The sequence below is a fragment of the Pseudoxanthomonas sp. JC1303 genome (assembly GCF_058448525.1).
Window position 1 is genome coordinate 2,064,001 of sequence record NZ_CP185958.1, and the last position, 17,843, is coordinate 2,081,843.

The 17,843-nt window shown below is 69.5% G+C and carries 19 protein-coding genes and 1 pseudogene; 13 read left to right on the forward strand and 7 right to left on the reverse strand.

Features of this window, described 5'->3' with window-relative positions:
- The first annotated feature begins 31 nt into the window (after nucleotides 1–31).
- Nucleotides 32–934 (forward strand): DUF2167 domain-containing protein, encoded by a 903-nt coding sequence (locus ACORQU_RS09045; protein ID WP_491644732.1) that lies wholly within the window; start codon nucleotides 32–34, stop codon nucleotides 932–934.
- Here ACORQU_RS09045 and ACORQU_RS09050 read toward each other — a convergent pair.
- Complete coding sequence (locus tag ACORQU_RS09050) at nucleotides 931–1,200, reverse strand: YkgJ family cysteine cluster protein (protein ID WP_491644734.1); 270 nt, start codon at nucleotides 1,198–1,200, stop codon at nucleotides 931–933. The genes ACORQU_RS09045 and ACORQU_RS09050 overlap by 4 nt on opposite strands.
- Nucleotides 1,201–1,339: 139 nt before the next feature.
- Between ACORQU_RS09050 and ACORQU_RS09055 the strand changes: the two genes are divergently transcribed.
- The 6 genes from ACORQU_RS09055 (at nucleotide 1,340) to ACORQU_RS09080 (ending at nucleotide 8,109) form a co-directional block, all read left to right on the forward strand.
- Nucleotides 1,340–2,056 (forward strand): RDD family protein, encoded by a 717-nt coding sequence (locus ACORQU_RS09055; RefSeq protein ID WP_491644736.1) that lies wholly within the window; start codon nucleotides 1,340–1,342, stop codon nucleotides 2,054–2,056.
- A complete protein-coding gene (locus tag ACORQU_RS09060) occupies nucleotides 2,053–3,054 on the forward strand; it encodes a stage II sporulation protein M (RefSeq protein ID WP_491644738.1) in 1,002 nt (333 codons plus the stop codon). Before ACORQU_RS09055 ends, ACORQU_RS09060 begins: the two co-directional genes overlap by 4 nt.
- Nucleotides 3,044–4,561: a DUF4129 domain-containing protein gene (locus tag ACORQU_RS09065; RefSeq protein WP_491644740.1), complete on the forward strand. Its 1,518-nt coding sequence runs from the start codon at nucleotides 3,044–3,046 to the stop codon at nucleotides 4,559–4,561. The genes ACORQU_RS09060 and ACORQU_RS09065 overlap by 11 nt, the downstream gene beginning before the upstream one ends.
- Nucleotides 4,558–5,721, forward strand: coding sequence for a DUF4350 domain-containing protein (locus ACORQU_RS09070; protein WP_491644742.1), 1,164 nt, complete (start codon nucleotides 4,558–4,560; stop codon nucleotides 5,719–5,721). Before ACORQU_RS09065 ends, ACORQU_RS09070 begins: the two co-directional genes overlap by 4 nt.
- Nucleotides 5,718–6,704, forward strand: a complete 987-nt coding sequence (locus ACORQU_RS09075) for an AAA family ATPase (protein WP_271647602.1) — start codon at nucleotides 5,718–5,720, stop codon at nucleotides 6,702–6,704. The genes ACORQU_RS09070 and ACORQU_RS09075 overlap by 4 nt, the downstream gene beginning before the upstream one ends.
- A gap of 103 nt (nucleotides 6,705–6,807) precedes the next feature.
- Nucleotides 6,808–8,109, forward strand: coding sequence for a DUF58 domain-containing protein (locus ACORQU_RS09080; protein WP_491644744.1), 1,302 nt, complete (start codon nucleotides 6,808–6,810; stop codon nucleotides 8,107–8,109).
- A gap of 28 nt (nucleotides 8,110–8,137) precedes the next feature.
- On the opposite strand, the gene ACORQU_RS09085 is transcribed toward ACORQU_RS09080, so the two are convergent.
- On the reverse strand, nucleotides 8,138–8,686 hold the full coding sequence (locus ACORQU_RS09085) for a hypothetical protein (protein WP_491644745.1): 549 nt from the start codon (nucleotides 8,684–8,686) through the stop codon (nucleotides 8,138–8,140).
- 200 nt (nucleotides 8,687–8,886) lie between these two features.
- Here ACORQU_RS09085 and ACORQU_RS09090 point away from each other — a divergent pair, with 200 nt between their 5' ends.
- Together ACORQU_RS09090 and ACORQU_RS09095 are read left to right on the forward strand one after the other, a co-directional pair.
- The gene (locus ACORQU_RS09090) at nucleotides 8,887–9,342 is read left to right on the forward strand and encodes a hypothetical protein (RefSeq protein ID WP_491645029.1); all 456 of its coding nucleotides are present in this window, start codon (nucleotides 8,887–8,889) and stop codon (nucleotides 9,340–9,342) included.
- A 146-nt stretch (nucleotides 9,343–9,488) separates the two neighbouring features.
- A pseudogene (locus ACORQU_RS09095) lies at nucleotides 9,489–9,704 on the forward strand (DUF58 domain-containing protein); the annotation flags it as partial.
- 280 nt (nucleotides 9,705–9,984) lie between these two features.
- Here ACORQU_RS09095 and ACORQU_RS09100 read toward each other — a convergent pair.
- The 3 genes from ACORQU_RS09100 to ACORQU_RS09110 are packed head-to-tail and all read right to left on the reverse strand — an operon-like array spanning nucleotide 9,985 to nucleotide 12,184.
- Nucleotides 9,985–10,422: a hypothetical protein gene (locus ACORQU_RS09100; protein WP_491644746.1), complete on the reverse strand. Its 438-nt coding sequence runs from the start codon at nucleotides 10,420–10,422 to the stop codon at nucleotides 9,985–9,987.
- Nucleotides 10,423–10,472: 50 nt separating this feature from the next.
- Complete coding sequence (locus ACORQU_RS09105) at nucleotides 10,473–11,651, reverse strand: glutathionylspermidine synthase family protein (RefSeq protein WP_491644748.1); 1,179 nt, start codon at nucleotides 11,649–11,651, stop codon at nucleotides 10,473–10,475.
- Nucleotides 11,651–12,184: a DUF1190 domain-containing protein gene (locus ACORQU_RS09110; RefSeq protein WP_491644750.1), complete on the reverse strand. Its 534-nt coding sequence runs from the start codon at nucleotides 12,182–12,184 to the stop codon at nucleotides 11,651–11,653. Before ACORQU_RS09110 ends, ACORQU_RS09105 begins: the two co-directional genes overlap by 1 nt.
- 161 nt (nucleotides 12,185–12,345) lie before the next feature.
- Here ACORQU_RS09110 and ilvD point away from each other — a divergent pair, with 161 nt between their 5' ends.
- From ilvD to ACORQU_RS09125, 3 genes are all read left to right on the forward strand, one after another.
- A complete protein-coding gene (gene ilvD / locus ACORQU_RS09115) occupies nucleotides 12,346–14,184 on the forward strand; it encodes a dihydroxy-acid dehydratase (RefSeq protein WP_491644752.1) in 1,839 nt (612 codons plus the stop codon).
- Between the two features lie 487 nt (nucleotides 14,185–14,671).
- Nucleotides 14,672–15,202 (forward strand): hypothetical protein, encoded by a 531-nt coding sequence (locus ACORQU_RS09120; RefSeq protein WP_491644753.1) that lies wholly within the window; start codon nucleotides 14,672–14,674, stop codon nucleotides 15,200–15,202.
- The gene (locus tag ACORQU_RS09125; protein ID WP_491644755.1) at nucleotides 15,165–15,545 is read left to right on the forward strand and encodes a VOC family protein; all 381 of its coding nucleotides are present in this window, start codon (nucleotides 15,165–15,167) and stop codon (nucleotides 15,543–15,545) included. Before ACORQU_RS09120 ends, ACORQU_RS09125 begins: the two co-directional genes overlap by 38 nt.
- A 12-nt stretch (nucleotides 15,546–15,557) precedes the next feature.
- Here the strand turns inward: ACORQU_RS09125 and ACORQU_RS09130 are convergent, their stop codons facing one another.
- Nucleotides 15,558–16,130 (reverse strand): DUF2058 domain-containing protein, encoded by a 573-nt coding sequence (locus tag ACORQU_RS09130; RefSeq protein ID WP_491644757.1) that lies wholly within the window; start codon nucleotides 16,128–16,130, stop codon nucleotides 15,558–15,560.
- A 159-nt stretch (nucleotides 16,131–16,289) separates the two neighbouring features.
- Between ACORQU_RS09130 and ACORQU_RS09135 the strand changes: the two genes are divergently transcribed.
- Nucleotides 16,290–16,568, forward strand: a complete 279-nt coding sequence (locus ACORQU_RS09135; protein WP_491644758.1) for a hypothetical protein — start codon at nucleotides 16,290–16,292, stop codon at nucleotides 16,566–16,568.
- Between the two features lie 550 nt (nucleotides 16,569–17,118).
- Here the strand turns inward: ACORQU_RS09135 and ACORQU_RS09140 are convergent.
- Entirely contained in the window at nucleotides 17,119–17,838 is a 720-nt protein-coding gene (locus tag ACORQU_RS09140; RefSeq protein ID WP_491644760.1) for a hypothetical protein, read from the reverse strand.
- Between the last annotated feature and the right edge of the window lie 5 nt (nucleotides 17,839–17,843).

The following is a 17,843-nucleotide window of genomic DNA, read 5'->3' on the forward strand; positions in this document are numbered from 1 at the left end:
GGGGATGCCTGCAAGGACGAAAGGGGAAGAGATGACGCAGACCAAGCTCCGTGGCCTAGTGGCCGCGTGGATGATGGCGCTCGCCGTTCCGGCGCTGGCACAGCAAACACCGGACGATACGGTGCGCCAGCTCGTGGACGGGCTGCACTTCCGCAGCGGCGAGATCGCGGTGGACCAGGCCGCGGTGCACTTCAACCTGGGCGACCAGTTCCGCTATCTGGACAAGGCCGACACCCGCAAGGTGCTCGAACAGCTGTGGGGCAACCCGGAAGACGACAGCGTACTGGGCATGGTCGTGCCGACCCGGCCGGGGCTGGACGAAGCAGGCAGCTGGGCCGTGGTGGTCACCTATGACGATGAGGGCTACGTCTCCGACGAGGATGCCTCCAAGATCGACTACGACGCGCTGCTCAAGGACATGCAGGACGGCACGCGCGAGGCCAACGCCGAACGCGAGAAGGCCGGCTACGGCCGGGTCGACCTGGTCGGCTGGGCGGTGCCCCCGCGCTACGACGCCTCCAGCAAGAAGCTCTACTGGGCCAAGGAGCTGGCGTTCAACGGTGAGTCGACCCACACGCTCAACTACGACATCCGCGTGCTCGGGCGCCATGGTTATCTCAGCCTCAACGCGGTCTCGGGGATGGACGAGCTGCCGCAGGTGCAGGCCGGGATGCAGCAGCTGCTGCCGATGACCGAGTTCGACCCCGGCGCGCGCTACGCCGACCACAACGCTTCCACCGACAAGGTCGCCGCCTACGGCGTGGCGGCGTTGATCGGTGGCGGCCTGGCCGCCAAGACCGGTTTGCTGGCCAAGCTCGGGTTGATCCTGGCCAAGCTGGGCAAGCTGCTGATCTTCGGCCTGATCGCCGCAGGCGCGGCGATCAAGAAGTTCCTCTCCTCGCGCAAGGACCGGGCATCGACCACGGTGCGCTAGGGCCGGGTGGCAGCTTCCAGCGCGGCGAGGTAGGCCATCGCCTCGCCGCGCGAGGCGCCGCACATCGCCGCCTGCGGCCGCAGGCGGGCGCAGACCGCCGGCCGCTCGGGCCGCCCGAAAATCATGCAGCGCAGGTCGGCATCCAGCTGCACGCACGGCACGCCCGCAGGCTTGCCCTGCGGCATGCCCGGGATGGGTGAGCTGATCGACGGGGCGGTGCAGCAGGCCGCGCAGCCGGTGCGGCAGGGCAGGTCGGATCCGGACATGACGCCAGTCTAGTGCGTGGCCGCGTCGCCACCCGGGATGGGCAAGCGTGGCCGGGGCCGTTACAGTCGGCCGGCACCATGGATGGATATCAGGCAAGCAGGGACGATGCAGCGCGAGGCGAGTGAGACGGGGAAGGGGATGAGCGCAGTGCCGCAGGCCGCCACGCAGGTCCCGGTCCTGGACACCTATCGCGAAGTGGTCACGCCCGAAGGCGTGGCCCTGCAGTTGCCGACCGCCGGGCCGGTGCCGCGCGCGATCGCCTGGGGCGTGGACCTGGTGGTGCGCGTGGCCCTGATGCTGGTGGTCTCGCTGCTGCTGGCCCTGCTGGGCAAGCTGGGCGCCGGGCTGACCGCCATCGCCAGCTTCCTGATCCAGTGGGCCTACATGATCGTGCTGGAAGCCTTGTGGCATGGCCAGACTCTGGGCAAGCGGGCGATGCGCCTGCGCGTGGTCCAGGCCAACGGCGCGCCGATCGGCTGGCTGGCCTCGATCACCCGCAACCTGTTGCGCGTGGTGGACATGCTGCCTTTCGCTTACGCCACCGGGCTGGTGGTGAGCCTGATCGACCCGTCCGCACGCCGCCTGGGTGACTTGGCCGCCGGGACCGTGGTGGTGCATGCCGAACACACCGAGGCCGGCACGCGGGCACCGGTCAATGCCCTCTACGTGCCGCAGGTCGCCCTGCGCCCGGCCGAGCAGGCCGCCATCGTCGCCTTCGGTGAGCGCGCGCCGGGTCTCACCCCCGAGCGCCAGGCCGAACTGGCCGACCTGGTCGAGCCACTCACCGGCGCGCGCGGCGCACCGGGCGTGCTGCGGCTGTTCGGCATGGCCAACTGGTTGCTGGGTCGGCGATGAAACAGGAGCAGTTCATCGCCCGCCACCAGCACGAATGGGTGGAACTGGAGCACTGGCTGCGCACCCGCGCCGACGCGCGCCGTGCCCAGGACACACGCAACACCGATGCGCTGGGCGACGAGGCGGTCCCGCAGCGTTACCGGCGCATCGCCCAGCAGCTGTCGCTGGCGCGCCGGCGTGGCTACAGCCCGCAGGTCACCGCCCGCCTGCAAGCTTTGATGGAACAGGGCCACCAGGTGCTCTACCGCACCCCACCGGTGCGTTGGCGCGCGGCGCTGGAATTCCTGCTGGCGGGGTTCCCGCGGCTGGTGCGCAGCGAGGCGGCTTGCATGTGGGCCTCGCTGGCGCTGTTCGCGCTGCCGCTGGTGGGCATCGCGGTGCTGCTGCAGGTCCGGCCCGAACTGATCCACGCGCTGATCGACCCACGCCAGCTGGCACAGATGGAGCGGATGTACGACCCGTCCAATGCCCGCATCGGCCGCGACAGCGGCAGCGACTGGACGATGTTCGGTTACTACATCATGCACAACACCGGGATCGGCCTGCAGACCTTCGCCAGCGGCCTGCTGGTGGGCGTGGGCAGCATCGTGGTGCTGATCAGCAACGGGCTGACCATCGGGGCGGTGGCCGGGCATCTGACCCGGATCGGCTCGGGCGGACCGTTCTGGAGTTTCGTGTGCGGGCATGGCGCCTTCGAGCTGACCGCCATCGTGATCGCCGGCGGCGCCGGGCTGCAGATGGGACTGCACTGGCTGGCGCCGGGCCGGCGCAGCCGTGGGCAGGCGCTGGTCCAGGCCGGGCTCAAGGGCGCGCGGCTGTGCCTGGGCGTGGCCTTCATGCTGCTGGTGGCGGCCTTCATCGAGGCCTTCTGGTCCTCGATTGCCAGTGTCCCGTACCCGGTCAAGCACGCGGTGGCCGCGGTGCTGTGGACTGGCGTGCTGACCTGGCTGTGGCGCGGCGGCCGTGGCCTGGATGCGGGGCAGGCCGATGCGCGCTGAGCATCTGACCGTCGAGCTGCGCGCGCGTTCGCCGTGGGAAGCGGTGGAACTGGGCACCGCGCTGGTCCGGCGCCACGCCCGCGCGGTCTGGGCGCCGTGGCTGTGGGTGGCCGTGCCGGTCTTCGTGCTGGTCAACGCGGCCGCCTGGGCGCTGTCCATGCCGCTGGCCTCGTGTCTGGCGCTGTGGTGGATCAAGCCGCTGCTGGACCGCGTACCGCTGTTCGTGATCTCGCGCGGAGTGTTCGGGCAGGCGCCGACCACGCGCCAGACCCTGGCCGCCCAGCTGCGCTGGGGCTGGGGACCGATGCTGGGCTATCTCACCTGGCGCCGCTTCAGCCCGGCGCGCGCGCTGTACCTGCCCATCGAACTGCTGGAAGGCGAGCGCGGTCCGCGCCTGCGCCAGCGGCGCGCGGTGTTGGGCGCGACCGTCTACGGCAACGCGATGGTGCTGGCCCTGGTGTGCCTGGCCTTCCAGCTGGCGGTGGCACTGGCCTGCGTGGCGCTGGTGTTCCTGTTCGTGCCGGTCGACTACATGCCCGAGGCCGCGCGCGCAGGCCTGGCCCTGCTGCGCGATCCGCCGCTGTGGGCGCAGTTGGGGCTCAACACGGCCTTCTGGATCGGCGTGGGCGCGATTGAGCCGTTCTTCGTCGGCGCCGGGTTTGGGCTGTACCTCAACCGACGCACGCAGATCGAGGCCTGGGACGTGGAGATCGCCTTCCGCCGCCTGCGCCAGCGGTTGCAGGCGGCCTCGACCGGCTTCGTGTTGGTGCTGTGCCTTGTAGGGCTCGCCGGGCCGTCGCGCGCGCAGGCCCCCGCGCCCGGGCAGGCGCCGCCGCCCGGGGTCGAGCAGGTGTTCGGTCAGGCGCGCGTGGACGACCACGCCTTCCGCAAGGCGGTGGACACCGCGTATGACGACCCGCTGATCGACCGCCACCGCACCGACCGGTACTGGCAGCGCCGGCCGCAGGACGCGCCCGAGCCGATCCAGCGCAAGGCGCCGGACCTGTCCTGGCTGCGGGGCCTGCAGGGCGTGCTGGCCTTCATCGGCGAGTGGGGGCTGTGGATCCTGCTGGCGCTGGTGGTGATCTTCGTCCTGGCCAGTGCCAGGCATTGGTGGCCGTGGATGCGCGGGGTGCGTGCGCCGCGCGCCGTGCCGAGCGAGGCCACCTCCAGCGCCATCGAACTTCCCGAGGTCCTGCCCGAGGACATCGCGACCCAGGCCCGCGCGCTGTGGCGCGACGGCCACCGGCGCCGTGCCCTGGCCCTGCTGTACCGGGCCAGCGTGGAGGCGATGACCGCGCGCGCTGGCGTGGTCCTGCCGCCGGGGGCGACCGAGTCGCAGTGCCTGCGTGCCTCGCGCCGACAGCCCGAGGACGCCGACCGCAGCCTGTTCGCGCGCATGGTGCGGGTGTGGCAGCTGGCGGCCTATGCCCAGCGCCTGCCCGACGATGCCGATTTCGAGGCGCTGGTGGGCGATCTGCAGGCCAGCTACCGGTGGCGCGCATGAGCGAGACCACGCGCGGGGCGAAGGGCGGGCTGATCGCGCTGGCGGTGGGCACGTGCGTGTTCGTGCTGGTGGCGTGGTTCGTCCACACCTACGAGCGGGTGGAGCGCACCGTGACCCTGCCGCCGGTGGGCGAGGCGGCGTGGAATCCGCTCTACGTGCTCAAGCAGGCGCTCAAGGCCGACGGCGTGCGGGTCGAGTCGCGTCCACGTTTCAATCTGCCGGTGTCCGCGCTGGGGCCACGCGATACGCTGGTCCTGCTCGACGACTCGCGCTACCTGGATGCCGCGCGCGCGCAGGCGCTGCTGGACTGGGTGGCGCGCGGCGGGCACCTGGTGGTGCGCACGCCGCCAGGTGCGCGCCTGTCCCAGCACGAGGCCATGCCGCTGCTGGACGCACTGGGACTGCAGGTCAAGGACCCCGGAGCGTGCGAGCCCTTCCAGGTCGAGGGAGACGAGCGCCACGTGGAGTTCTGTCGCGCGCGGCGCTTCGTCTTTGCCGAAGTCGAGCCCGAGCTGTCGTGGGGCAACCTGCGCGATGGCTATGTCTATGCGCGCCTGGGCCATGGCCAGGGCCACGTGGACGTGTTGGCCGATGTGGACTTCCTCGGCAATGGCACGCCTGCCCGCGGTGACCGGCCGGCCAGCGGTGGCCTGCGCGACATTCCCCATCGCGTGCTGGCCCGGCAGATCCTAGCGCCCAATTACGGCCAGGGCACGATGCATTTGATTTACGCCGTGCAGATGCCCTCGCTGTGGCGCACCGTGCTGGCGCGCGGCTGGCCGGTGTGGGTGCCGTTGCTGGTGGCGCTGCTGGGCTGGCTGTGGGCGCGTGCGCAGCGCTTCGGGCCGCCGCTCCCCGCGCCCCAGGCGGCGCGCCGCTCCCTGCTGGAGCACGTGCGTGCCAGCGGCGAGCACCTGTACCGCTACGGCAAGGGGCCGCTGCTCTACGCGGCCGCGCGCAAGGCCTTCCTGATGCGCCTGCGGCGCCGGGATCCGGTGGCCGCCGCGCTCAGTGGCGAGCCTCAGGTCGATGCGCTGGCCCGCCGCTTCGGCCTGCCGGCCGCGCGCTTGCGTCGCGCGCTGCAGGTGCCCCTGCAGCGCGAGCGCCGCGAATTTGCCGACCGAATCTCCCTGCTGATGCACATGAGGAACCGACTATGAGCGAACCGTCCGACACCCCCGCCAGCGCCGACGCGTCCATCGCCGAGCGCGTGGGCGCGGTGCGCGAGGAGGTCGCCAAGGCCTTCATCGGCCAGCCCGAGGTGCTCGACCAGATCCTGATCGCGCTGCTGGCCGGTGGCCACGTGCTGATCGAAGGCGTGCCCGGGCTGGGCAAGACCCTGCTGGTGCGGGCGCTGTCGCGCGCGCTGTCGCTGGACTTCGCGCGCGTGCAGTTCACCCCGGACCTGATGCCCAGCGATGTGTCCGGCCATGCGGTGTTCGACCCGGGCAGCCAGCGCTTCGAGATCCGCCGCGGCCCGGTGTTCACCCATCTGCTGCTGGCCGACGAGATCAATCGCGCCCCGGCCAAGACCCAGTCGGCGCTGCTGGAGGCCATGCAGGAAGGGCAGGTGACCATCGAGGGCCAGTCCTTTCCGCTGGCGCCGCCGTTCCTGGCGCTGGCCACGCAGAACCCGGTCGAGCAGGAGGGCACCTATCCCCTGCCCGAGGCGCAGCTGGATCGCTTCCTGTTGAAGGTGCTGATCGGCTATCCCGACCTGGAAGACGAGAAGCGCATGGTCGATGCGGTCACCACCGGGCGCCGCGCCGGGGATTTCGATCTGTCGCGCGTGCAGTGTGTGGCCGGGGCCGAGGACGTGGTGGCCCTGCAACAGGCGACCGCCGCAGTGCAGGTGGACACGCAGGTGATTGACTACGCGGTACGGCTGGTGGCGGCCACGCGCGGCTGGCCGGGCATCGCCCTGGGCGCCGGCCCGCGCGGCAGCATCGCGCTGGTGCGCGCGGCGCGTGCGCAGGCGCTATTGAACGGGCGCGACTTCGTGGTGCCTGACGATGTGCGCGAGGTCGCGCTACCGGCCCTGCGCCATCGCATCGCCCTGGCGCCGGAACTGCAGATCGAGGGGCAGTCGCCGGACACGGTGCTCGGCGCGCTGCTGGCCAAGGTGGAGGCGCCGCGCAAGTGAGGCCGAGCGCCATCTGCCCAGGTGGGAGCCACCCTGGTGGCGAGGAGTTTTCGCGTGAGCGCGCCATCGCCGCCATGGCGACTCCCACCAGGACGGTTCCGGGATGAGGCCAGCGCCGTTGCTGATCGCCTTGCTGTGCGCCTGGGGCCTGTCCGGGCTGGCGGTGCTCTACGCGGGAATGCCGCTGGTTGCCTGGCAGGCCACGGGCGCGGGGCTGATGCTGCTGGCGCTGGTCGATGCCGTCCTTCTTTGGCGTCGGCCCACCCCGCAGGTCAGCCGCCAGGTGCCCGAGGCATTGGCGCTGGACCTGGAGCGTGAGGTGCGTCTGCGTATCGCCTCGCCGGGGCGCGCGCAGCGGCTGGCGGTATTCGACCTGCATCCGGGCGGCTGGCCCTCGCAGGGGCTGCCGCGCAAGGTGGTCGTCGCGCGCGACGAGGCGGTGGAGTTCGTCTACCGCCTGCGCCCGGTGGCGCGCGGCGATGCGTGGTTCTCCGGCGTGCAGCTGCGCCTGGGCTCCTCGCTGCGCCTGTGGCGCCAGTCGCGCGTGGCCGGCGCGCCGCAGGCGGTGCGCGTGTATCCAGACTTCGCACCGCTGGCGCGGCTGGCGCTGTTCAGTGCCGATCAGGCCTCGCGGCTGGTCGGCGCGCATCTCAAGCGCCGCCGTGGCGAAGGCACCGACTTCAACCAGATGCGCGAGTACCGCGTGGGCGACAGCCTGCGCCAGATCGACTGGAAGGCCACATCGCGCGCGCAGAAGCTGATCTCGCGCGAGTACCAGGACGAGAAGAACCAGCAACTGGTGCTGGCCCTGGACACCGGCCGGCGCATGCTGGCGCGTGAGGACGGCCTGGCGCACTTCGACCACGCGCTCAACGCCGCGCTGGTGGTGGCCTACCTGGCCCTGCGCCAGGGCGATGCCGCCGGTCTGCTGGCGACTGGCGAACAGCCGCGCTGGGTGCCGCCGCGGCGCGGCATGGGCGGCATCGACACCCTGCTGCGGGCGTCCTACGACCTGCAGCCGGCGGCCAGCGCCTGCGATTACCTGGCCCTGGCCACCGAGTTGTCGGCACGCCAGCGCCGCCGCGCGCTGGTGATGTTGGTGACCAACGTGCGCGACGAGGACATCGAGGACCTGCTGGCCGCCGTGCACCTGCTGCGCCGCCGCCATCTGGTGTGCGTGGCCAGCCTGCGCGAAGGCGAACTGGATCAGGCGCTCGATGCCGAGGTCACCGACCTGCCCGCCGCGATCCAGGCCGGCGCGGTGGCCCGCTACCTGGAGCAGCGCGCCGCCGCCCACGACGCGCTGCGCGGCCACGGCGTGATGGTGCTGGACGTCACCACCGCGCAACTGCCCGCCGCGCTGGTGGAGCGCTACCTGGCGGTCAAGCGCGAGGGACTGCTTTAGGCGTCGCCTTGATCACGGCTGCACACCTTCAACGCGACGCGGCTCCCTGTGCGGCATCCCGTCTGTCTTGATGGCTTGGTCCGAGGTGCCTGAAAGCAGCCGATAGCATCCACACAGCGGACGCCGCACCGTAGAACAGGAACGTCCCGGTGACTGCCAGGCCTGGAACAGTGCTGACCATGGCGCGGTAGATCCCGTGCAACCGACCGGCCGCCTCCGGGCCGAAGACGAGGATCGCCTCCGGGAAAAAGAAAACGGGAAGGAAGATGCAGACCGCAAGCACGAGCATGAAGATGCGGTCGGCGAGGTTCCCTTGGCGCGGAGAGATGGCTTGCATACGCGCCTTCTGCAAGACCAGCGAGACCGGGACCAATAAGAAATAGCCGGCCACCACATAAAGCCAAGCACGCATGCCTAGCAGACTTGCCTCGGGAGAGGATTGCAGTGCCGGTGTGCTGGATAGCGCTTGGGCCGCCAGCGCAAGCAGGCAGCTCAGGCAGCCTGCGATCAAGAAATTTCTCCAGTCTTGACGCCACTGGGTCCGGAACTTCTCCATGGTGTCCATTGCTTCATGCATGAGGCGACGTCCTGTCTGAATTGAGTACGGAGGCTCATCCTCGCGCGCCATCAATGGTCGCATGTCGCGCTTGAGCCGATGCCTTGGTCGGCGGTATCACGGCGGGCTGGGTTTCTGGGTGCAACCCGCGTCCTCACGCACAATTCAGTCGTTCACCCGGACCGTTGCGCCGTGTCTGTCACCTAACAGGAGATCAAATGATGCAATGGAAGTCTTCATTCGTGCTCGTTTCGTTGGCAGCCGTCGCCTGCCCCGCGTTGGCCCAGTCCGACCGCGAAGTGGTCGAAAGAATGGTGACGCGCTCGGCGAACGTCTGTCCGGGACATAGCGCCGACCGGACCACGCCGACGGTCAAGGCCACGCCGGTGGCGGCACTACGGGTGATGCTGGAACGCGGCCTGGTGATGTGTCCGGACCGTCGTCTGGACGCCGATGCGCCCGCGGTGTTCTACGGCCGGGTTGGAGTGTTTGCATGGAATCCCGAGGTCAAGGCCAGCAGCGCGGTGATCGTCAAGCAGATCGATGCCATGACCCGTCAGGACGAGTACCCACCGCAAACGCTGGTGTGGGACACCAAGGGTCAGCCGCTCCAGCAGCGCACCGTGCCTGCCTTTGAAGCAAAGCCAGGTGCTGCTGTGCTATACCACATCGAGTAAGCGGCTTGCGGCTGTGCTGAAGGCGGCATGCGAAGCGCAGTCGCGTCATTGACCCGCGCCACGCGGGTGTGCCTGGTCGATGGCCTGGTACATGAGCGCCCGCGAGGGCGCGAGGGTTCTACCGGGACGCGGCATCGCGGTGTCCCCGACAGGGCCGATTGGATCGGGCGCTGGACGCCGAGGTCACCGACCTGTCTGGGGCGATCCAGGCCGGCGCGGTGGCCCGCTACCTGGAGCAGCGCGCCGCCGCCCACGACGCGCTACGCGGCCACGGCGTGATGGTGCTGGATGTCACCACCGCGCAACTGCCCGCCGCGCTGGTCGAGCGCTATCTGGCGGTCAAGCGCGAGGGACTGCTTTGAGGCAGGAGTGAATGGAGTGGAGCGAGAAGATCGCTACTGCCTGCTTCCCTCTGTTGAACTCGTATGGGCGGGAGCCACAATGGCGGCGATGAAGCTTTCCGGTGAAGCCCCTCGCCGCCATCGGCTAAAGGCCGAAAGGGCTGCTCCCACGGGAGCAGACTGCTGCATCATTGTTCTGCGGATTCGCAACAGGTGGCGGCGGGTCCGCCTTGATCAGGCGTACAAAGCCCCAGGCGCCTTATCGACGATCGCCTCAGCCCGCCGCCACCAAGTACTCTGCTTACGCTGGCGGCATAGGCGACGGCTCATTCTTGCGCGCCCGCAACAGCATCACAGCGGCCGAGGCGGCCAGCAGCAGGAAGCTCGCCTCCCAGAGGTAGAAGCCTTCGCCGAAGGCATGGCGCATGACGTTCATTCCGCCTTCGTCCAGCGGGAAGCGGTCTACGCGCAGTGCGTCCAGTCCCACCACAAATGCGAACAGACTCAGGACGAGGACCACGCGCGTTCGGCGCATGAAATAGGCGATTAGCGCTGCGGCGTACAGGCCATTGGCGAGCCAGGCGAAACAGGAGGCGTCCGCCAGCGGGAGGGCTCCGAAGATCAGCAGCACCAACCCGATCAGGTGCGAGCCACCGCCGTACAAGGCGGGCAGGAACAGCGACACGCCGTACAGCAACAGGCTCGCGATCAACAGCGCATGGGATTTCAGGAATCGCATCGGGCCTCGTCCTTGTGTCGCCTTCCACCGGGCTCAGTCTGCCGCAGCGCTCAAGCGTAGAACACCCCGGGCGCTTCATCGACGATGGCGTGCGGCACAAACCGCGCGCTGTCGCGGGTGATACGGCTGTCGTCTTCGCGGACGCCGATCCCGCAGGCGGCATCGCCGATCACCCAGCTGCCGATCAGCGGGTAGCGGCCGTCGAAGCCGACAAGCGGATGCGCGGCTTGCACGATGCACGGGCCGGCGTAGGGGCCTTCGCTTTCCTGCCAGCTACCGTCGGCCAGGTGCAAGGCGATGTTGGCGCCCTCGCGCGAATGCAGCGGCTTGCGCACCCAGCCGTGCCTGAGCGGCGCGCCGTCGTCGAAGTGCGCCTCCAGCAGGTTGGGATGGCCGCGGTGGCGCGCCCACAACAGGGGCAGGATGCCCTTGTTGCTCAGGACCGCCTTCCACGCCGGCTCCAGCAGCTGCAGGCCGGAGGCGGGCAGGGCGTGGCCGAACGCCTCGGCGAACAGGTCCTCCAGCGGATACAGCTTGAACAGCGTGCCGATCACCTCGTCATCCAGATTGGTGAAGCGGCCATCCTCCGACAGCCCCAGGTCTTCGATCGCGATGAACTCGCCGCGCAGCTGCGCCTGCATCGCGCAGTCGCGCAGGTAGGCCACCGTGCCCTGGTCTTCGTTGGAGCCGCGCACCGCGGCGAACATCAGCGGATGCGGCAGCGCGGGTGCGATCTCGGCGAAGCGCGCGACCAGCGCTTCATGCAGCGAATTGAACTGATCCGCGTGCGCTGACAGCCGTCCCGCGGCGCGCTGGTCTTCCAGCCACTGCCACTGGAAGAACGAGGCCTCGAACAGCGAGGTCGGCGTGTCGTAGTTCAGCTCGTAGAGCTTGGCCGGGCCGCGTCCGTCGTAGGCCAGGTCCAGCCGCCCGTACAGATGCGGTTGGCGCTGCTGCCAGCTGTCGGCGATCCACTGCCAGTAGGGTTGCGGGATCGCCAGCTGTTGCAGCTTGGCCTCGTCGCGCACGACCGAATCGACCAGGTCCAGGGCCATGGCATGCAGCTCGGCGCTGGGGTCCTCCAGATCGTCCTCGATCTGGCGCAGGCTGAACGCGTAATAGGCCGTCTCGTCCCAGTACGCTGCGCCGTCGATGGTGTGGAAGTCGAATCCGCACGCGGCGGCCTGTGCACGCCAGTCGCCGCGCTCGATGATCGAGACCCTGCGCATCAGCCGCCGAAGCTGCGGCTGCTGCTGCGACTGCCGAAGCCACCGCGGCTGACGGTCAACGCACGATTGGGAGGCGTGGTCACCGGCGTCATGCTCGCGGTGGGGGTGCGGAAGGCGTTGGAGGTGTCCGGCAGCGCGCCCGGACGCGGCCGCACCCAGCCGTTGGCCGGGGTCTGGTAGGCCGGCGCGCTGCGCAGGCCGGCGCGGTTGTTGAGCATCTGCGAGATGAAAAAGCCGGTCATCAGCGGCCCGATGAAGGCATGGCCTTGGCTGTCGCGCTGCTCGGTACAGCGGTCCTGGCCCCAGTCGGCCTTGCACTGCTCCTGGGAGGCATAGCGCGGGGCCTGTTCGGCGGACTGGCGCTGCGCCTCGTCGAAGGCGCGCTGGCAGCTGTCGCGCTCGCCGGTGGCGCGATAGCAGGCGTCCACCGAGGTGTAGAGGCCCTCGCGCGCTTCCGGCTCGCGCTGGCAGGCCGCCAGCAGCAGCGGGGCGCTGCCCATCAGGAGCAGGGTGGCGGTTCTGGAGCGCTTCATGCGGGTCGAATCCAGGGCATACGGCGTTCCATGATGCCTGCTGTTCCCGGCCCTGTGCCGAGGATGGCGGAATGGTCAGTTGCAGCAGCAACCGAGAAAAGCGGCGAACATGTGCCTCTCTGTTCCCGCTGCAGGCCACGGGCCTGCGTGAAGACCTTGCCATGCCCGAATACCGCTCGAAAACTTCCACCCACGGCCGCAACATGGCCGGAGCCCGCGCGCTGTGGCGCGCCACCGGCATGCAGGATGGGGACTTCCAGAAGCCCATCATCGCCATCGCCAACTCGTTCACCCAGTTCGTGCCCGGCCACGTGCACCTGAAGGACCTCGGCCAGCTGGTCGCGCGCGAGATCGAGCGCGTGGGCGGGGTGGCCAAGGAATTCGACACCATCGCCGTGGACGATGGCATCGCCATGGGCCATGACGGCATGCTGTACTCGCTGCCCAGCCGCGAGATCATCGCCGACTCGGTCGAATACATGGTCAATGCGCATTGCGCCGATGCGCTGGTGTGCATCTCCAACTGCGACAAGATCACCCCCGGCATGCTGATGGCCGCCATGCGCCTGAACATCCCCACCGTGTTCGTCTCCGGCGGGCCGATGGAAGCGGGCAAGACCAAGCTGGCCGACCACAAGCTGGACCTGATCGACGCGATGGTCATGGCGGCCGATCCGAATGCCAGCGACGAGCAGGTCGCCACGGTCGAGCGCAGTGCCTGCCCCACCTGCGGCTCGTGCAGCGGCATGTTCACCGCCAACTCGATGAACTGCCTGACCGAAGCCCTGGGCCTGTCGCTGCCGGGCAACGGCACCGTGGTCGCCACCCATGCCGATCGCGAGGCGCTGTTCAAGAAGGCCGGCGTCACCGCGGTGGAACTGTGTCACCGCTGGTACGGCGCCGAGGATGCGAGTGCGTTGCCGCGTGGCATCGCCACCTTCGAGGCCTTCGAGAACGCGATGACGCTGGACATCGCCATGGGCGGGTCGACCAATACCATCCTGCACCTGCTTGCCGCCGCGCAGGAGGGCGAGGTGCCCTTCGACATGCGCGACATCGACCGCCTGTCCAAGCGCGTGCCACAGCTGTGCAAGGTGGCGCCGAACACGCCGAAGTACCACGTCGAGGACGTGCACCGCGCCGGCGGGATCATGGCGATCCTGGGCGAACTGGCGCGCGGCGGCCTGCTGCATACCGACGTGTCCACCGTGCATGCCAGGACGCTGGCCGACGCCATCGCCCAATGGGACGTGGCCGTGACCGAGGACGCAGCCGTGCAGACCTTCTACAAGGCCGGTCCGGCCGGCATCCCGACCCAGGTGGCCTTCAGCCAGGCCACGCGCTGGCCGTCGCTGGACGTGGACCGCGCTGAAGGCTGCATCCGCAGCGTCGAGCACGCCTATTCGGCCGAAGGCGGTCTGGCCGTGCTCTACGGCAACATCGCCCGCGATGGCTGCGTGGTGAAGACCGCCGGCGTGGACGAATCCATCCACGTGTTCGAAGGCACGGCCAAGGTGTTCGAGAGCCAGGACGCAGCGGTCAAGGGCATCCTGACCGACGAGGTGAAAGCGGGCGACGTGGTGGTGATCCGCTACGAAGGTCCCAAGGGTGGGCCCGGCATGCAGGAGATGCTCTACCCGACCTCGTACCTGAAATCGAAAGGCCTGGGCAAGCAGTGCGCGCTGCTCACCGATGGCCGTTTTTCCGGCGGCACCTCCGGCCTGTCCATCGGCCACGCCTCGCCGGAAGCCGCCGCGGGCGGTGCCATCGGCCTGGTGCGCGAGGGTGACCGGATCCTGATCGACATTCCCAACCGCGGCATCAACCTGCAGGTCTCCGACGAGGAGCTCGCCGCCCGCCGTGCCGAGCAGGACGCCAAGGGCTGGAAGCCGGTAGAAGTGCGCCCGCGCAAGGTCAGCACCGCGCTGAAGGCCTATGCGCTGCTGGCCACCAGCGCCGACAAGGGCGCCGTGCGCAACAAGGCGCTGCTGGACGGCTGATCCGCAGATGCGCAAGCCGCTGTCGCGGCTTCTGCGCGGATCGCGGAGGCGTGGTTGGGGCGATGCGCCTTCGACCTCGCTTGCGGGAGTTCGCCTGCCGCGTCGTTCGCTCTCCGGATGTCGCTCGCGCTGTGGCTCGCGTGCCCGGACGCCTGCGTGCTGCCGGTGCAGCCCGCAGGCGATACCCGCCTATGGGGTGTCTATGTCCACCCGCTCAAGGGGGTGAGGGACGTGGTGCTCTCACACGTCATCGCCGGTCGTACCTCGGAAGGAGCACTGGCTGCCGTACGTGCCGGGGAGTCCGGGGCTGGCCTGATCCGGCGCCGCCCATTCGGGAGCGCGTCGCTACGCGTGACCTGCCGTAGAGCGGAGCTTGCTCCGCTGAAGCTTGCCCGGGAGAGCCCTGGCTGAGCGAGCTCGGCGCTACAAGGGCCGGTCAACATGCCGACGACGCGACCGCGGGCCCATTGCTTCCCGGCGTGTCGCTGTGGGCGCTGAACTTCCTGCACGAGCAGCGCCACGTCCTGCGGATGGGCACGAGCCGCTGGACACCGACGACAGCCCCGATCCGGAGGTCGAGGCCTGGCTGATGCACCACAGGTACGCCCAGGCCGATGGCGCGGCGCACCTGGACCAGGTGCCGGAAGTCGACGCGCTGGTGGCGATCGGATTCGCGCGGTACGAGACAGGCACCGGCGGCGACGCGAGCTTCACCGCAATCTGTCCGCCGGACTGCCGGATTGCCGGACTGCCGGACTGCCGGACTGCCCGACTGCCCGACTGCCCGACTGCTCGCCGATCCGCCGATCCGCCGATCCGCCGATCCGCCGATCCGCACCGCGATGCGCCGCGATGCGCCGCTGCCGCGCTTGCACAAGCCGCCGTACTGGGAGGCCGCCAGGGGCGCGCGGAAGCGCTGAGCGCACTTGATCCGGCCACGCCGGTGGCCAAGAATCCACCATCACCCAGGGAGCAGCGCAATGAAGCGAGTCACGGGAATCGGCGGGATCTTCTTTAAGGCGCGCGATCCCGGCGCGCTGGCTGCCTGGTATCGCGATCACCTGGGCCTGGAGGTGTCCGACTGGAACGCGGCCATCTTCAATTGGGGTGGCGATGGCAGCGAATCGGGCATGACCTTGTGGAGTCCGTTCGATGCCGACACCACGTACATGGCGCCCGGCACCGCGTCGTTCATGGTCAACTTCCGCGTCGCCGACCTCGACGCGCTGCTGGCCGCGCTGCGCAGCGAAGGTTGCAACGTGCTCGACGACACCCAGTCCTCCGAGCAGGGCAGGTTCGGCTGGGTCATCGATCCAGAGGGCAACAAGGTGGAACTGTGGGAGCCACCGGCAGGCCAGTAAGCGCCCGGCGCCTCACCACATCAGATCGTCCGGGATCTTGAAACGGTCCTGGTCGTAGAAGTCGTCTTCAGGTGCTGCACCGGCGGCGGCCTGGGAAGGCGCGTCTTCCTCCTGGCGGCCGTGATCGAGCAGCACCCACGACCCATCGCGTTCGTAGACCTTTTGCGCGGCGGCGCGTGGGATCAGCTCAACGCCCTCGCCATGGCGCACGATGACCAGCGCGCCGCTGGCCAGCTGCGTGCGCAGCGTGGCGTTGACCAGCACGGTGCGGATCACGCTGCCGTCGTTGAAGCGGTATTCCACTTCGCCACTGCGCTTGACCTTGTGCGTGTCGACGATCTGGCGGATCTGCGCCTGCAGCTCCTGGCGCCTGGCCTGCGCGTTGCGCTCGGCGGCCAGGGCGCGGTCGCGTTCGGCGCGCTCGGCCTGCAACCGGGCGGCATCGACCTGGTCCTGCTCGGTCGACGGCTTGGCGGCCTTGCCCTTGGCCAGGCGCGCCTTGACCTGGTCGCGGGCGATCTGGTCGGCCTTGCCCTTCTTGACCAGGCCGGCCTTGAGCAGCTGCTCCTGCAGGGGATTACGCATCGGACAACGCAGACCACATGACGGGCGCGCAGTGTAGCGCCGGCTTGCCCGGATGACAGTCGATGTCCTGTGCTGGCGCGCGGGCGCGTTCGCATACAGTATCGGCCAGTCGGCCGGCCGCCCGCCTGCGCGGACCGGCGTTTGAACAGGGGAAATTTCATGTCCAGTCCTTCGCCGTCGCAGGTGTCCGCACAGCTGCGCAAGACGCTCAGGGCGCAGGTCGCGGTGGAGCTGGATGCCGCCCTCGCCAACCAGGAGCCGGTCGAGGACGTGGCGCATCGACTGCGGCCAACGCTGGCACGCCTGGCCGAGCTGGAGCACCGGGCCGCGCTGCGCACGCGCCGGACCCTGCGGCGCTGGATCGGCGCGCTGGGTGCGCTGCTGATGGCCGCCTTGCTGGGCATGCTCGGCCTGGCCGCCAGCGGTGTGCCGGGCTGAGCAGACGGATCTGGGCACACGCAGGGCGCCTTTGGCGGCGAACGCTTTCACGACCGCGCGCGACCCGCGCATTGGCCAGACAGCGTTGCGCGCACCGCCGCTCCTGCGTGAGGTCTTCGCTGTTCAAGAAGGCGATCGATTCGGGGATGCGTGCATTTCGCAATGCGGGCAGCCTCTCGCGTCGGAGCCGCCTTCGACGCACACCCCAGCCTGGCGCCATGGACGCACAAGGGGGAAACGCCTTCGGCCAAGGCAGACGTGGTGGCGCGTGAGCGGTCGCATCTTGCAGTCGCTGGCGTGGCTGGCCGACCGCACGCACTGCAACGGAAGTGACTTGCGGCGTCCGCGCAGGGTCCGGCGCTCGAAAGGAGAGTCCCGCGCTGGCGCCATTTTCAGCATGCGGCGAGCGCCGGCCTTAGTGGCTGACGGTGATCACGGCCCCTGACGCTGCGGCTCGCAACGACAACAAGGTCGGCGCTGGCCGTGCGCCATGGCCGCCATCAGGATCAGGGGTCATGCGTGGCGCCGGCATGCCGGCGCAGGTCGGTGATCAGCCGCCTGTCTGCACGCAGTAGCGGTTGGACGAAGCGACTTCCGAGGCATCGGCCGCCGAGAAATGCACGCCGCTCCAGCCGCCTTCCAGCTTGGGGGCCTGGCGGGCGAGCTTCTTGTCCTCGATCGGGGCGTTGCGGTACAGACCGCTGAGGTGGCAGACCCCGTCGATCTCCTGGGAGTTGCCGCGCACGGTGACCTGTACGCCGCCACCGGCATCACCGGGATTGGCGATCTTGAAGACGTTGAGATCGCTGTCGTTGCACTTGGCGTCCGTGTGGACTTCCAGCTCCAGGGCGACCACCTGGTCGGGGGTCTGGGGCGGGGCCACGCTAAGAGTGTTCTCTGCGTCGACGGTGGGCTTCCACACCGGGATCGGCGTGCGGTTGTCGTCCGGCTTGCAGGTGGGAATGCCGGGGACCAGGTCGCCCGATTCGGCCATCGCGCGGCTGCCCGGCGGCGGCGTGGACGCCTGCGCGCCGTCGGTCGGCGGGGCGCTGGGCGCAGAGGCGCCTGGCGCACCTGGCTGGATCGGATTGGCACCGCTGCGCGGCATCGCACAGGTTCCGGTGTCGCAGATCTCGTTGCCTTCGCAATCCGTGTCCGCGCTGCACTGGCGGGGCGCGGGGGGCTGCTCGGTGGCGGCCGGCGCGGCGGGTTCGGGCTTGCAGGCGGCGCACGCCATGGCCAGCGCGAGGACCCCGAAGAACTGCTTCATGAAGA